Annotated in this window: 7 protein-coding genes and 1 pseudogene; 1 reads left to right on the forward strand and 7 read right to left on the reverse strand. The window is 76.4% G+C overall.

Going from position 1 to position 15,269, the window contains the following annotated elements; all coding sequences use genetic code 11:
• Positions 1 to 572: 572 nt before the first annotated feature.
• Positions 573 to 862 (forward strand): annotated as a pseudogene (locus ACIOJE_RS21445) (hypothetical protein); the annotation flags it as partial.
• Positions 863 to 905: 43 nt separating this feature from the next.
• On the opposite strand, the gene ACIOJE_RS21450 reads toward ACIOJE_RS21445, so the two are convergent.
• From ACIOJE_RS21450 to ACIOJE_RS21480, 7 genes are all read right to left on the reverse strand, one after another.
• The gene (locus tag ACIOJE_RS21450; protein WP_400777909.1) at positions 906 to 3,761 is read right to left on the reverse strand and encodes a condensation domain-containing protein; all 2,856 of its coding nucleotides are present in this window, start codon (positions 3,759 to 3,761) and stop codon (positions 906 to 908) included.
• Positions 3,758 to 5,581: a non-ribosomal peptide synthetase gene (locus ACIOJE_RS21455; protein WP_400777910.1), complete on the reverse strand. Its 1,824-nt coding sequence runs from the start codon at positions 5,579 to 5,581 to the stop codon at positions 3,758 to 3,760. Before ACIOJE_RS21455 ends, ACIOJE_RS21450 begins: the two co-directional genes overlap by 4 nt.
• 137 nt (positions 5,582 to 5,718) lie before the next feature.
• A complete protein-coding gene (locus ACIOJE_RS21460) occupies positions 5,719 to 7,509 on the reverse strand; it encodes an AMP-binding protein (protein WP_280678906.1) in 1,791 nt (596 codons plus the stop codon).
• 46 nt (positions 7,510 to 7,555) lie between these two features.
• Positions 7,556 to 8,731 (reverse strand): acyl-CoA dehydrogenase family protein, encoded by a 1,176-nt coding sequence (locus ACIOJE_RS21465; RefSeq protein WP_400671087.1) that lies wholly within the window; start codon positions 8,729 to 8,731, stop codon positions 7,556 to 7,558.
• Positions 8,728 to 11,820, reverse strand: a complete 3,093-nt coding sequence (locus tag ACIOJE_RS21470; RefSeq protein WP_400777912.1) for an amino acid adenylation domain-containing protein — start codon at positions 11,818 to 11,820, stop codon at positions 8,728 to 8,730. The genes ACIOJE_RS21465 and ACIOJE_RS21470 overlap by 4 nt, the downstream gene beginning before the upstream one ends.
• Positions 11,821 to 12,112: 292 nt before the next feature.
• On the reverse strand, positions 12,113 to 13,438 hold the full coding sequence (locus ACIOJE_RS21475) for a non-ribosomal peptide synthetase (protein ID WP_400777913.1): 1,326 nt from the start codon (positions 13,436 to 13,438) through the stop codon (positions 12,113 to 12,115).
• A gap of 96 nt (positions 13,439 to 13,534) precedes the next feature.
• Positions 13,535 to 14,827, reverse strand: coding sequence for an MFS transporter (locus ACIOJE_RS21480; protein WP_280678914.1), 1,293 nt, complete (start codon positions 14,825 to 14,827; stop codon positions 13,535 to 13,537).
• Positions 14,828 to 15,269: the final 442 nt, after the last annotated feature.

A 15,269-nucleotide genomic window follows, 5' to 3' on the forward strand; every position in this document is an offset into this window, starting at 1 on the left:
ACCGACAACCGCTCCGCCACCCGCCGACCCGTCTTACCCGTGCCACCCACCACGAGCACCACACCATCATCGACCGGAAGATCCACAACACCCTTGGCAACCACAGCAGCCACCCCATTCGGAGAAGAAGAAGTCGAAGAAACCAGCGGACTCGGGCGATCCTGCGAACCCGGTCGGTCCGTCCTCATGTCCACCAGTCAAATCCACTCCGAGCCGGCGAACCATAGCCTCCACACTCACATCCATGCGCGAGCGTCTATGTCCCCCGGCGGGCCCCGAACCGCGAGGCCACACCTCCTCCGCCATCCACCAGAACACACCCGGCCCGCCGCCAACCACCGCCCTCGACCCCGTCTCCAGCGGCCCTGTAGCGCGCACACACCGCACCCACACACCACCCGCGGCCGCCGGGTGCGGGAAGTGCCGGAGAACGGCGGAAAACACCGTGCCGCGGCCGTGCGATTCGGTGGCGAACCATACGGGGGGCGGGAATTCACGGGTAACGCGGAGCCCAAGCGGCACCGGCGGAAACCCCGCGGGGCCGGCGGCGCCGGGCCGGCCAGATGAACCACCCGCTCTGCCGCGCCGAGGGCATCCCGCTCCTCGGTAGCGGCGGGACGGACCTGCGGGCGGGCTTCGCGGCCGCGCTGCGGGCCCGACCCCGGCCCCCGCCCCGGCCCCGGCCAGGCGTGGTGGTGGTGCTGACGGAGGGCCAGATCCGGTGGCCGTCGGCGCCGCCGCCGTGCCGCACGGTGGTGGGCCGGTTCCCCCGGCCCAGCCCGCCCCGGGCCGTCCGCGAGGTGAACCCGGAGCACAGCCGGACGCGCCGCCCGGGTGGGCGCGGGTGGTCACCATCAGGTGAGTCCCCCGCGCTCGGGGCGGCGCGTCGGGGCCGGCTCGGCAGGTCAGCCGACCATGGCCGCCAGGACGCTGCGCCAGCCCTCGCCGGGCTCCAGGGTCAGCGGGCCGGCCAGGGCCTCGGCCCGGTAGTGCCAGGGGCGGCGGAGTTCCGGGTCCGCGTCGGGGCGCAGGTCGAGCGGGCTGGCGGAGTCGAGCAGGCGCAGGAGCTCGCCGGTGAAGTCCGCCCAGGAGACGTGCCCGCTGACGGCGTTGACGATCCGGCCGGCGGCGGGGCTCTTGTCCGCGACGCAGGCGGCGAGCGCCCGGGCCAGCGCGGCGGAGTGCACCCAGGACGCGCCGTACCAGCTGGGGCGGTCGCCGGGGGCGGGGGCGGGGAGGGCGATCGGCTGCCCGGCCAGCGCGGCCTGGTAGAGGGCGCCGGTGGAGCCCCAGCGGAGCTGGTCGCGCAGGCGCTGCTGCGGGCCCCAGACGATCGGGGCGCGGACCGCCGTGGCGGGGCCCCGGCCGGTGGCGGCGGCGTCGAACAGGATGCGCTCGCAGTCCAGCTTGGCCTGCCCGTACGGGGTGACCGGTTCGCCGGTCGGGCCGCCTTCGGCGACGTCGGTGCCGGCCGGGCGGCCGTAGGCGTCGATGCTGCTGACGAAGACGAACGGGCCGCCGCGCCAGCCGTCGACCAGGGCGCGCATCGCGGCGAGGTCGACGGCGTGCTCGGTGAAGGTGCAGGCGGCGTGGATGACGGCGTCGACGCCTTCGACCGCGCGGCGCAGGCCGTCGAGGTCGCCGAGGTCGCCCTCGACCACCTCGGCGCCGTGCAGGGCGGGCAGGTGGGCGGACTCGGGCCGGACCAGGGCCCGGACGGGGCGGCCCTGCGCCATCAGCTCCTGCAGCACGGCCGCACCGACACCACCGGTGGCGCCGGTGAGCAGCACGGTGCCCGCGCGGGAGCGGGCGCCCGGGCGGGCACCGGTGCGGGCAGGCGCGGCACGACGCTCGTCCTCACGGGTGGCGAGCAGCGCGGCGAGGGCGCGCGGGGTGCGCTGCTCCAGCACGTCCAGGCCGGTGAGCGGCAGGCCGGTGCGGGTGCGCAGACGCTCGGCGAGCTGGACGGCGACGAGGGAGTGGCCGCCGAGGGCGAAGAAGTCGCCGTCGGCGGACGGGGTGGCGCCGAGCAGTTCGCCGAAGGCCGTCCGGACGGCGTCGAGCGGGCCGGTCCGCGCCGGGGTGGTCGGGGCGGCGCCGGGCAGCCGGTCGCCGTCGGGGGTGCCGTCGGGCCGGCGCGGCAGCCGGTCCACCAGGGTGACGGCGAGCGGGAGTCGGCCGGGCGCGAGGTGGCGGCGCAGCGCGGCGCGCAGTTCGGCGCCGGTCGGGGCGACGGGGCCGCGCACCACGGCGTAGGCGAGCGGCGGTCCGTCGGCGCTCTCGACGACGGCCGCCTCGACCACCCGGGGATCGGCCGTCAGCCCGGCGACGACCGGGTGCCGGTCGGCGGCCAGGCGGGTGCCGGGGAGTACGGAGAGGGGGCGGTCGGGGTCGGCGGCGACGGCGGCGAGCAGGTCCGCGAAGGCGGCGAGCAGCTGTTCGGCGGTGCCCTCGTCCAGGGCGTCCCGGTCGTGCTGGACCAGGCAACGCGGCTGCGGGCCGTCCTCGACCAGCAGGGTGAGGCCGAACTTGGCCAGGCCCAGGTCGAGTTCGACGTCCTCGGCGGTGAGGCCGGGAAGCGTGAACGGCTCGGCGGGGCGGACGAGGTCGCAGCTGACGGACAGCAGCGGGGTGCCGTCGGCGCCGCGGGCCGCCGCGCCGAGCCGCTCGACGACCAGGTCGAAGGGGATCTCGTGGTGCTGCTGGGCGTCGAGCAGGGCGGCCCGGGCCCGGGTGAGGACGTCGGTGAAGGTCGGGTCGCCGGCCAGGTCGGCGCGGACGGCGAGGGTGTTGACGCCGAGGCCGACGGTGCGGCGCAGTTCGGGCCGCAGGCGCTGGCCGCTGGCACAGCCGAGGGTGAGGTCGGCCTGGTCGGCGGCGGTGCGCAGGGTCGCGAAGGCGGCGGCCAGGACGACGGCGAACAGGGTGGCGCCGTGCCGGGCGCCGAGTCGGCGCAGGCCGTCCACGGTGGCGGGGGCGAGCGGGGCGGTGTGCAGGGCGGCCCGGCGCTCGCGCGCGCCGGAGGGGACGGGCCGCAGCAGCGCCAGCGGGCGGGCTCCGGCCAGGTGTGCGGCGCGGGCGTCGGCGGCGGCGGTGAGTTCGGCGTCGCGGGCGCGCTCCTGCCGGGCGTACTCGGCGTACGACGGCCCGGCCGGCGGGAGTTGCGGCGGCAGGCCGTCGCGGGCGGCGGCGTAGAGGGCGGCGAGGTCGGCCGCGAGGACGGGCAGCGAGCCGCCGTCGATGGCGATGTGATGGATCGTCAGCAGCAGGGTGTGGTCCTGCGGACCGTGCCGCAGCAGCAGGGCGCGCAGGACCGGCCCGGTGGCGAGGTCGAAGGGGCGGGCGGCCTCCGCGGCGAGCAGGGCGGGGGCGTTGTTCCCGGCGCCGTTCTCCCAGGTGGCGTCCACCGTGCGCAGCGGCACCGGGCCGACCGGGTCGGCCTGCTGGTACGGCTGGTCGCCCTGGCGGCCGAAGCGGGTGCGCAGGGCGGCGTGCCGCTCGGTGAGGCCGGTGAGGGCGGTGGCGAGGGCGGCGGGGTCGAGCGGTCCGCGCAGGCGGGTGGCGAGCGGGACGTTGTAGAGGGCGCCGCCCTGGCCGAGGTGGTCCATCAGCCACATCCGCTGCTGGGCGTGCGAGAGCGGGGCGGGGCCGGCCGGTCCGGCTTCCTGGTCCGCCGGGCGCCCGCCGGTGGCGGGGCGGTTGCGGCGGGCGCGGCGCAGCAGGTCGGCCTGGTCGGCGGCCTGGTGCTCGGGGGCGGTCATCGGGTGGCTCCTTGCGGGGTTTCGTCGTGTGCGGCGCGCAGGGCGCGTTCGAGCAGATCGGACTGGCCGGCGACGGTGGGGTGGCCGAGGAAGTCGGCGAGCGAGAGTTCGACACCGAGGTCTTCGCGGAGGTCGTCGACGACCCACATGGCGAGCAGCGAGTGGCCGCCCTCGGCGAGGAAGTCGGCGGCCGGGTCGGTGATCGGGCGTTCCAGGGCGCGGGTCCAGGCGTCGGCGACGGCCTGCTGGATCGGGCTGAGGGCGGCGGCGGTGCCGGGCCCGTCCGCGGCCGGGTCGCCGACGGCGGCGAGGGCGCGGCGGTCGATCTTGCCGGTGCCGGTCAGCGGCAGGGCGGCGAGCACGGTCCAGGCGGTGGGCACCAGGTGGGCGGGCAGCCGTTCGGCGAGCCGGGTGCGGAGCGTCTCGACGGCCGGGCGGCTGCCGTCGGCGAGGACGAGGCAGGCGGCCAGCGCGGCATCGGTGTGCCCGGCCCGGCGGACCACGACGGCCGCCTCGGCCACCTCGGGGAACTGCAGCAGCGCGTGCTCGACCTCGCCGGGTTCGATCCGGAAGCCGCGGACCTTCACCTGGTCGTCGGTGCGGCCGTGGAACTCCAGTGCGCCGTCGGGGCGTTGGCGGACGAGGTCGCCGCTGCGGTAGGCGCGCCCGGTGCCCGGGAGGTCGCGGAAGCGCTCGGCGGTCAGCTCCGGCCGGTTCAGGTAACCCTGGGCGAGCCGGCCGCCGGCGATCCACAGTTCGCCGACGGTGCCCGGCGGCACCGGTGCGAACTGCTCGTCGAGGACGAGGGTGCGGGCGCCGCCGAAGGCTCGGCCGATCGGGACCGGACCGGTGGTGCAGTCGGCCGAGGTGATCCGGTGCAGGGTGGTGAAGGTGGTGGCCTCGGTCGGCCCGTAGACGTTGAAGAGTTCGAGCCAGGGGAAGGCGCGCAGCACCGCCCCGGCGTACTCGGGCGACAGGGCCTCGCCGCCGACGGCCAGGGTGCGCAGCACGCCGAAGATCCGGGACTGCCGGGCGGCCAGGTGGTGGAAGAGGGCGGTGGTGATGAACACGGTGGTGACGCCGAACCGCTCGACGTCGCGAACGAGTTCCTCGGCGGTGGGCCGGTCGCTCGGGGAGATGGCGACGGCGGCGCCGCGGGCCAGCGGGGCCCAGAGTTCGAAGGTGGAGGCGTCGAAGCTGACCGTGGAGTGGAAGAGCACCCGGTCGCGGGGGCCGAGCGTGAACGCGTCGGAGGCGGTGACCAGGTCGGCGACGGCGCTGTGCGGGACGATGACGCCCTTGGGGCGGCCGGTGGAGCCCGAGGTGTAGAAGAGCAGGGCGGGCGCGGCCGGGTCGGCGGCGTCGAGTGCACCGCCTCCGCCGGCGGCGGCAGCGGAGTCGGCGTCGAAGTCGGCGTCGTGTTCGGCCAGGACCAGGGTCGAGGTCAGGGCGAGGGTCTGCTCCTCGGCCAGTCCGGCGCCGGCGAGCAGCGCCTTGTCGCCGAGGACGAGCCGGACGCCGGCGTCCCCGGTCATCTCGGCGATCCGCGGGCGCGGGTAGCCGGGGTCGAGCGGGACGACGTGGCCGCCGGCCCGCCAGATCGCCAGCTGGGCGACGACCAGGCGGGTCGAACGGGCGCAGAGCAGGCCGACGGCGCTGCCGGGGCCGACCCCGCGGGCGGTCAGTGCGGCGGCCAGTCGGGCCGAACCGTCGAGGAGTTGACGGTACGTCAGAGCAGTGTCGCCGTCGGTCACGGCGAGCGCGTCGGGGCGCTCCTGGGCGTGCCGGGCGATCAGGTCCGGGAGGGTCGCGGTGGGCATGGTGATTCCCTTCCGGGCGCCCCGGCGGCCAACGGCCGGGGCGCCCTGCGCAGGTCGTACGGGCGGGCGGTCTCAGGGCCGGTCAGGGCCGGTCAGGGCCCCTGGACCTGAGGTCCAGGTCCAGGGGCCCTTCGGGCCTAGACGGTGGCAGCGGCGGCCGGCTGCCGCTCCGCCACCAGCCGGGCGACGGCCCGCAGGTCGGGCTGGCGCAGCACCAGGGGCGCCCGCAGCCGCACCCCGTACTCCTCCTCCAGCGCCTCCAGCAGCCGTGCGGCGGCGAGCGAATTGCCGCCCGCGGCGAGGAAGTTGTCGGAGGGCCCGAGGTCGGCGCGGCCGAGCAGCTCGCGGCAGAGCCGCAGCACGGTGCGCTCGGTGGGCGTGGCGCCCTCCTCCCCCGCCGCCGGCTCGTCCGGGGCCGGTGCGAGGAGCAGCGCGGCCCGGTCGACCTTGCCGTTGGCGTCCAGCGGGAAGGTGTCGACCAGGCGGACGGCCGCCGGGACGGCCTGCTCGGGCAGCCACGGCCGGACGCCCACCAGCAGGTCCTCGGCGCCACCCGCCGCGGCCCCGGCGACGGTCTGGACGAAGGCGAGCAGCCGGACGCCGCCCGCCGGTGCCGGTGCGGCCGCGACCACGGCCCGCCGCACCCGCACGTCGCGCTCGAACGCGGCCTCGACCTCGGCGGGTTCGATCCGCACCCCGCTGACCTTGACCTGGTCGTCGAGCCGCCCCTGGAACTCCAGCACGCCGTCGGCCCGCATCACCACCCGGTCGCCGCTGCGGTAGACCCGGTCGATGCCGTCCACGCCGGCCGGCACGCCGACGAAGCGGCGGGCGGTCAGCTCGGGGTCGAGGTAGCCGGCGGCGAGCCCGCGGCCGCCGATGCGCAGCTCGCCGGCCTGACCTCGCGGCACCGGTCGGCCGTCCTCGTCGGTGACCAGGACGACCGCGCCCGCAATCGGCAGCCCGATCGGCGGTGCGCCGGCGCCGTGGTCGAGGCCGGGCGCCATGGTGTGCACCGTGGTGGTGACGGTGGCCTCGGCGGGCCCGTAGGCGTTGTGGACGGTCGCGGTGACGTCCGGGCCGGGGGCCCGGCGCAGCCGGTCTCCGCCGATGGTGAGGTGGCGCAGCGTCAGCCCCTGCGGCCAGGGCCGCGCCAGGATCGGCTCGGCGAGCGGGGTGGGCAGGATGCTGACGGTGACGCCGGCCTCGCGCCACCAGTCGGTGAGCGCGCCGGAGTCCCAGCGGACGGCCTCGGGCGCGATGGCGAGCGCGGCGCCGGAGGTGAGGGTGGCCCACAGCTCCAGGACGTGCGGGTCGAAGGACACCCCGATCAGCAGGCTGTGCCGCTGGCCGGGGCCGAGGCCGGTCAGCTCGCGGTACCACTGCAGCACCGCGCCGAGGGCGGGCTCGCCGACCGCGACGGCCTTGGGGGTGCCGGTCGAGCCGGAGGTGAGCACCGCGTAGTGGGTGCCGACGGGCACGTCCACCTGCTCGCCGGGGACGAGGGCGGCCACCGCGCCGGTGGGCAGGCCCAGCGCCAGCCGCTCGTCGGAGTGCGGCAGTCCGGCCGGGTCGCCGACCAGGCAGGCGGGCCTCAGCTGCTCGGCGACGGCCTGCAACCGGCGTTCGCCGGGGCGCGCCCCGAGCGGCAGGTGGACGGCGCCGAGCTTGGCGGTGGCGAGGGTGACGGCGACCAGGTCGACCGAGTGGCCGAGGCAGACGCCGACCAGGTCGCCGGGGCGGACCCGCTCGCGCAGCGCCTCGGCCACCGTGTCGGCGAGGCGGTCGAGTTCGGCATAGCTGTAGGTGTGCGCGCCGTCGACCAGGGCGGGCGCGTCGGGGGTGCGGTGCACCCAGGTGGCGAACAGGTCGAGGACCGCGCCGTCCTGATGCGGACGGCCGTACCCGATGCTCAGGGATTCCATCATCGTCTCCAGGTGATTGACGGTTGACTGACAGCTTGTTGACGATCCGTCAGTTCAGGCCCATGGCCCGGGCGACGATCACCTTCTGGACCTCGGAGGTCCCCTCGATGATCGTGGTCATCCGCACGTAGCGGTACAGGAACTCCAGCGGGTGGCCGCGCACCCAGCCGGTGGCGCCGTGCACCTGGAGCGAGCGGTCCACCGCGCGCACGGCGGTTTCGGAGGCCGTGAGCTTGGCGAGCGCCGCGTTCTCGGGTGCCTCGGTGCCGTCGTCGACCAGCCGGGCGCAGGCGAGGGTGAGCAGCTTGGAGCACTCCACCTCGGCCCGGGTGCTCACCAGGTGCTCCTGGACGTGCTGGTACTCGCCGATCACCCGGCCGAAGGCGCGCCGCTCGCGGGCGTACTCGGTACCGATGCGCAGCGCGTACTCGGCGATGCCGTTGCACATCGCGGCGACGACCAGGCGGCCCCGGGAGAGGCTGTCCATGGCGAGGGCGGTGGCCGCGCCGACGCCCTCCTCGCCGCCGATCACGGCGTCGGTGGAGACGGTGACCTGGTCGAGCAGCAGCTCGAACAGCGGCTCGCCGGACATGCCCTCGTAGCGCTGGCCGATCCGCAGGCCGGGCTGGTCCATCGGGAGGACGAAGGCGGTGGCGCCGGCGGTCGGCCCGGCGCCCTCGCCGAGGTCGGTGGCGGTGACGACGAGGGCCAGGCCGGCCCGCTCGGCGTTGCTGACGAAGGTCTTGCGGCCGTTCAGCACCCAGCCGTCACCGGTGCGCACGGCGGTGGTGGTGAGGCGGAACGCGTCCGAGCCGGCGTGCGGCTCGGTGAGGGCGAGGCAGCGGGTCTGCTCGCCGCGCACCAGCGGGACGAGGTGGCGCTCGATCTGCTCGGGGGTGCCGTGCCGCAGCAGCGGGCTGGGGCCGTCGGAACCGGCCAGGGCGTACGGCGCGAGCGGGCAGCCGCTGCGCCCGGCGGCGTGGTGCAGCAGCACGACGGCGGTGAACGGCATGCCGGCGCCGCCGAGTTCCTCGGGGTAGTCGCCGGCGTAGAAGCCGAGCGCGGCGGAGCGCTTGCGGACGTAGGCCCGCAGTTCGGCCGGTATCTCGTCGGCCGTTTCAGGCAGTTCGGCGGCCAGCGGGACGAGTTCGCGGCGGACGAAGCTCTCGAAGGCCTCGACGATCTCTCGGTGGCCGTCCTCCAGGACGGCGGAGGGGGCGCTCATGCGGCGTCTCCGGTGAGGGCGCGAGCCTGGTCGGCCAGGACTGCGTGGCGGAACAGGGTGCGCAGCGGCGGGCGGCTGCCCAGGTGCGGCTCCAGCCAGGCGGCGAGCTGGGCGGCGAGCAGCGAGTGGCCGCCGACCTCGAAGAAGTGGGATTCGGCGGTGAAGCGGTCGTGGCCGAGCACCTCGCGCCAGGCGGCGGCGATCAGTTCCTGGCCGGGGTCGGCGAAGGCGCTTGCGGCGGCCGGGCCCGTCTCCTGCGCGGGGGCCTCGCCGGCGAGCCGGGCGAGGGCGGCGCGGTCGGGCTTGCCGCCGAGCAGGGTGGGCATCGCCTCGACGGTCGTCCAGGTGGCGGGGACGAGCCCGCCGGGCAGGCGCTGGGCGAGGGCGGCGTGCAGGGCGGCCTGGTCGGGGCGGTCGGTGCCCTCCAGGAAACCGACCAGGCGGGGGCCGGTCTGCGGGTCGTCGTGCAGCACCACCGCGCAGAAGCGGCCGCCGAGTTCGGCCGAGGCGGCGGCCTCGATCTCCTCCAGTTCGATCCGGTGGCCGCGCAGCTTGACCTGGTTGTCGGAGCGGCCGAGGAAGCGAAGCCGGCCGCGCAGGTCGCGGTGGCCGCGGTCGCCGGTGCGGTAGACCCGGGCACCGTCGAGGGCGGGCACGGTGACGAAGCGGGCGGCGGTCGGCTCCGGCAGGCCGAGGTAGCCGTCGGCCACCATGGCTCCGCCGATGGCGAGTTCGCCGACGCAGCCGGCCGGGAGCGGTCGCAGCGTCTCGTCCAGGACGTACACGCGCGCGCCGTCCAGTTCGGCGCCGAGCGGGATCTCGGCGTCCTCGGCCACGTCAGCGGCGGTGACCTCGTACACCGTGGAGGTGACGGTGGCCTCGGTGACTCCGTAGGCGTTCACCACGGTGGTGGCCTCGGTCAGGCCGGCCAGCGCGCGGGCGGGCAGGCGCTCGCCGCCGAGGACGAGCAGCCGGGGCGACCAGCGGCCGTCGCGCAGCGCCTCGGACAGGTCCTCGCGGACGGCCAGCAGGTAGCTGGTCGGCAGGTTCGCGACGGTGACGCCGCGGGCGGCCAGCACGGCGACGAGTTCGGGCCCGGTGGGCACCTCGCGCTGCGGCACGACCAGGGCGGCGCCGGCCGCGAGCGCGGGCAGCACCTCCTCCAGCGCCACGTCGAAGGACGGGCGGGCGAACATCAGCACCCGGTCGGCGGGGGCCAGTTCGTAGCGGGCGGCGATCGCGGCGACGTACCCGGCGAGCGCGTCGCGGCCGACCAGGACGGGCTTGGGCACGCCGGTGGAGCCGGAGGTGTGGATCAGGTACGCGGCGCCGTCCAGCACGGCGGCGGGCTCGGCCTTGGGGAAGGCCGGGCCGTCCAGCAGCGCGGGGGTGACGCCCTCGGCGGGCAGCGCGAGCGCGCTCTGCCGGGTGGCCAGGACCAGGGCCGGGGCGAGCCGGTCCAGCAGCAGGCCGAGCCGGGCGGCCGGGTCCTCGGCGGACAGCGGCGCGTAGACGGCGCCGTACCGCAGGCAGGCGAGCAGGGCGACCACGTTGTCCACGCCGCGCGGCAGGACGGCGGCCACCGGCTGGCCGGGGACGACGCCGGCGGAGCGCATCCGCTCGACCAACTCGGCGACTCGGCGGTCGAGTTCGCCGTAGCTGAGTCGCTCGGCGCCGGCGATCAGGGCGAGCGCGGTGGGGTCGTGGGCGGCGGCCGGGTCGAGGCCGGCCGGGGTGACGGCGGCGGCGGGCTCAGCGGCCGGGGCGGGGTCGAGCGCGGCGATCGGGGCCTCGGGCCGGTCCAGGTAGCAGCGCAGCAGCTCCAGCAGGCGCTCGGACAGCAGGGTGGCCTCGGCCTCGCCGAAGAGGTCCGCGTCGTAGTCCCAGACCAGGGTCATCCCGGCGGCGCCGTGCTTCTCGCCGACCACCCGGCGGTCGTCGGGCAGCAGCACCAGGTCGAGGTCGAAGCGGGTGGTGCCGGTGTTGAAGCCCTCGTACAGCGAGACCTCCAGCCCGGGCGCCTGGACGTCCGGCAGCGCCGCGTCGTGCGCGCTGAACATCACGTTGAACAGCGGATTGTCGGCGCCGCCGGTGTGCAGCCCGAGCCGGCGGGTCAGTTCCTGGACCGGCAGGTCCTGGTACGGGAGCGCGCGCAGCAGGACGTCGGTCACCTCGTCGACGGCCTCGGTGCCGGGAACGGCCGGGTCCAGCCGCAGGCGCAGCGGGACGGTGTTCACGAACATGCCGACGGTGCCCTCGAAGCCCGCCGGGCGGTTGCCGACGGCGGTGCCGACCACGAGTTCGCGGTGGCCTGCGTGGCGGCGCAGCAGTTCGGCGAAGAGCGCGAGCAGGGTGCTGAACGGGGTGTGCCCGTCCTCCTTGCTGCGGGCGCGCAGCCGCTCGGCCAGGTCGGCGCCGATCGCCTGGCGCAGCTGCCCGCCACGGTGGCGGCGCACGGCGCCGGGGGTGGCCAGCCCGGGCAGGGTGACCTCGCGCGGGGCGTCGGTCAGCTCCCGCAGCCAGAAGGCGAGCGCGCGCTCGCGGGCGTCCGGGTCGACGGCCGTCCGGGCGTGCTGCTCGTACGAGGGGGCCTCGGACAGCTGGTAGGGCTCGTCCAGGACGTGGGCGCGGTAGACGGTGAACAGATCGCGCAGCAGGATCGCGAAGGAGTGGCCGTCGTGGACGAGGTGGTGCTCGACGTGGACGAGCCGGTGGTGGTCCTCGCCGAGGCGCACCAGGTGCCAGCGCAGCAGCGGCGCCTTGGTGGTGTCCAGCGGTTCCTCGGCCTCGGCGGCGAGCAGGGCCCGGAAGGCGGCCTCCGGGTCGGCCTCGGCGGTGAAGTCGCTGCGGCGCAGCAGCGGTTCGCACCGCTCGGCGACCCGCTGGCCGGGCAGGCCCTCCGGGCGGGCGACCAACTCCAGGCGCAGGCCCGGGTGGTGGCCGAGGACGGCGGCCAGCGCGACGCGCAGCGCCGGCTCGTCGAGGGTGCCCCAGAGGTCGAGCACGGCGGTGAAGTTGTACGCACGACTGCCCGGCAGCATCTGCTCGTGCAGCCAGACGATCTCCTGCGAGGAGGAGAGCGCGAACATCGGTGACTCCCTTGTGTGGTGGGCGTGTTGGCACTGCGGTGGCGGGGCGGGCGTGGATGGCCCGGCCCTGGTGCCGGGCGCGCCGGGGTGATGGCGCGCTTCGGCGGCCCGACGGTTCGGCGGTCAGGTGATCAGGTGATCAGGTGGCCGGACGGTCGGGTGGTCAGGCGGTCAGGCGGTCAGGCGGTCAGGCGGTCAGTGGATTCGGCGGTTCGGTGGTCAGGCGGTTCGGTGTCGGGGGCTCGGGGCCCGGGGGCCGGTGCGGTCCGGGGCCGGTGACGTCCGGAGCCGGTCAGGCAGGCTGCAGGTGGCGGCGCAGCGTGGCGAGCAGGTCGTCGAAGGCGGCCCGGGCGGTGGCCTCCGGGAACCGTTCGCGGTCCCAGGCGAGGCGGACCAGCAGGTCGTCGCCGTGCGCGGCGGCGACCGCGAGCGGCGCGGCGAGCGGCCGCCCCGCCAGGTGGGTCTCCCGGCCGGGCACCCCGCCGAACACCAGCGGCGGGCGCCGGTGCAGGTCCTCCAGGGTGAGCATGCCGTCCAGGGCGCCGGACCACGGGGACCCGGCCGTCCGGGCGGCCCGGACCACCTCGTCGAACGGCGTGTCGGCGTGGTCGAGGTCCTCCCACCAGGCGTCGGCGAGGTCGTCCAGAGCGGTGGCCGCGCCGGGTGCGGCGGGGTGCACCAGGGTGTTGAGGAAGCAGCCGAGCGCGGCGGGCGCTCCGGGCGGTCGGCCGCCCCACGGGTACCCGAGCGCGAGCTGCCCGTCGGTCTGGTGCAGCCGGTGCGCGGCGGCCGCGGTGGCGTCCAGCAGGGCGGGGAAGAAGGCGGTGCGGGCGGCCCCCTCGGCGGCGGGCAGCCGGTGGCTGAGCATGCCGGTGGCTTCCGTCGCTCCCCCGCCAGTCCCGGTGATGCCGCCGAGCCGGCGGCCCCAGTGGGCGTGTGCGGCGGGGCCGGCGGCGGCGCTCTCGGCGGCCAGTTGCAGGTCGATGGCCTCCCGGTAGGCCGCCAGGGCGGCCTGGTCGGGAGCGGACGCGGCGGCGGAACCGGACGCGGCGCCGTCGGCCCCGGACACGGCACCACGGGAACCGGGCGCGGCGACCTCGTCCCGCGCGTAGGCGTCGGTGAGTTCGGCCGTCAGGATGCCGAGCGACTGCTCGTCGCAGGCCGCGTGGTCCACCGCGAGGGCGAGCAGTTCCTCCTCGCCGTCCGGTTCCCGGGCCACCAGCAGGCGCAGCGTCGGCCCGTCCGCGGGCCAGTCCAGCAGCGCCTCGCGCAGGGCCGAGCGGGCGGTGCCACCGGGGGCGACGGCGACCTGCGCGGCCTCGGCCGAGGGGGCGCCGACCCGCAGGACGGGCGTACCGCGGACGGTCGTGAAGCCGCCGCACAGTGCCGGGTGCCGGACGGCCGTCGCGGTGGCGGCGCGGCCCAGCCGGGGCAGGTCGATGGTGCCGCGCGGGTAGGCGAGGAACAGCGGGACGACATCGGGGCGCCCCTGTGCCGCGAGCCTGCGGGTGATCAGGAACCGGCGTTGGGCGCCGGTCAGCGGGAGCAGTTCCACCGGGGAGTCGGCGGCGGCGGAGCGGTACCGGGCGAGGTAGGCGGCGGTGATGCTGGCGTGCACGGAACGATCTCCGGTTTCCGGTCTCGGTTCGGTTCAGGCATCAGGCGTCAGACGTCAGGCGTCAGGCGTCAGGCGTCAGGCGTCAGGCGTCGGACGTCATGCGGCGGGGCTCGCGGCGGGCTCCTCCTCGGCCGTGGCGGCGGTGTCGGTCGGGAGGTCCCGCAGCCGGCGCAGCGGCGACAGCAGCAGCGGCACCGGGACGAGCAGGAAGCCCGCCGCGCACAGCCACAGCGCGGCGCGCGGCCCGGCCGCGTCGGCGACGGCGCCGCCGGCCAGCGCGCCGAGCGGCAGCGTGCCCCAGACCAGGAAGCGCATGGTGGCGTTCATCCGGCCGAGCAGCTCCGGCGGGCAGAGGCTCTGCCGGAAGCTCACCTGGGCGACGTTGTAGGCCACCGCGCCGAACAGCACCACCGCCGAGGCGATCCCGAACAGCACCACGCCCGCGCCGCGGCCCGACAGCGGCCACAGCACCGCGAACGGCGCCGTCACCACGGTGGCGAGCCAGATCAACCGGGCCTGGCCGAACCGGGCCGCGAGCCGCCCCGCACACAGCGCCCCGGCCAGGCCGCCGACGGCGGAGGCCGAGAGCAGCAGGCCGATCGCGCCCGGTGCCAGGTGGAGCACCCGCACCCAGAACACCGTCTGCACGGCCGCCAGCACGGCGGCGAACAGGTTGGACACCGCGGTGGCGGTGGCGATCGCCCGCAGCAGCGGGTGCCCGAGCACGAAGCGGACGCCCTCGGCGACCTCGGCGCGCAGCGAGCGCCCCGGCTCCGGCTCCGGCCTGGGCTCCTCGACCCGGATCCGGACGAGCAGCAGTGCGGAGGCGAGGTAGCCGCAGGCGTCGGCCACGATGGCGAGCGGCGCGCCGAGCAGCTGGACCAGGCCGCCGCCGAGCCCCGGCCCGACGATCTGTGCCGAGGAGCGGACCGTCTCGATCGCCCCGTTGCCGCCGACCAGTTGCTCGCGCGGCAGGACGGACGGCAGGAAGGACTGGTGGGCCACGTCGAAGAAGACCGTCGCCACCCCGGTGACCAGCGCCACCAGGTAGAGCTGGGCCATGGTCAGCACGCCGAACGCGGCGGCCGGCGGGATCGAGCCGACGGCGAGGCAGCGCACCACGTCGGCGCGGATCAGGACCGGGAGCTTGCGCATCCGGTCCAGCCACGCGCCGGCCGGCAGGCCGACCAGCAGGAACGCGGCGGTCTCGGCGGCGGTCAGCAGGCCGACCTCGAAGGGCGTGGCGTCGAGCACCACCACCGCCACCAACGGCAGGGCGACCAGGGTGACCTGACTGCCGGTCTGGGCCGTCGCGGCCCCGGAGAGCAGGAGTCGGAAGTCGCGGTGGCCGAGCAGGCGGTTTCGGCTGGGACTAGGCGTCTCGTTCATCAGTGCGACTCTCGGTCACCTCTCCACTACCGGGCAACCATCGCGTCCGTTTCCGGACGAACCACGGGTCGGCCGGATCACGCCACTCCCCCGGGCAGTCCTGACGATTCCCTGACGACCGCCCGCGGACCTGCCGGGACGCCCGCACAGCCCGCTCACCAGCACCGCACCAGCGCCGCACCGGCAGCACGGCCGCGCGGGCCGCCGCGGGCGCCGCTCGTCCAATTCGCCGTCCGCTATTCGGACATCAGCATTCCGGCCACCGGACGCCATAACTCAACTTGGCTTGATCATGCAACACATTGACCATCCGTCACCTGATCGTGATATCAGGCACATCGACGACTCCCGTCGAACAATGCCCTCCGCAGCGCCGACGGCAAAACCCGGGCACCACAGCGCGGGGCGAGCCGCAGTCCGGCCCGCCGCACCGCCGCACGCC

Source organism: Kitasatospora sp. NPDC087861 (genome assembly GCF_044742585.1).
Taxonomy (GTDB): domain Bacteria; phylum Actinomycetota; class Actinomycetes; order Streptomycetales; family Streptomycetaceae; genus Kitasatospora.

Bases quoted from the DNA above. Each gene is read 5' to 3' on its own strand.
- ACIOJE_RS21460 (WP_280678906.1), bottom strand. From the start codon at position 7,509: ATGATGGAATCCCTGAGCATCGGGTACGGCCGTCCGCATCAGGACGGC.
- ACIOJE_RS21470 (WP_400777912.1), bottom strand. From the start codon at position 11,820: ATGTTCGCGCTCTCCTCCTCGCAGGAGATCGTCTGGCTGCACGAGCAG.
- ACIOJE_RS21455 (WP_400777910.1), bottom strand. From the start codon at position 5,581: ATGCCCACCGCGACCCTCCCGGACCTGATCGCCCGGCACGCCCAGGAG.
- ACIOJE_RS21450 (WP_400777909.1), bottom strand. From the start codon at position 3,761: ATGACCGCCCCCGAGCACCAGGCCGCCGACCAGGCCGACCTGCTGCGC.
- ACIOJE_RS21480 (WP_280678914.1), bottom strand. From the start codon at position 14,827: ATGAACGAGACGCCTAGTCCCAGCCGAAACCGCCTGCTCGGCCACCGC.
- ACIOJE_RS21465 (WP_400671087.1), bottom strand. From the start codon at position 8,731: ATGAGCGCCCCCTCCGCCGTCCTGGAGGACGGCCACCGAGAGATCGTC.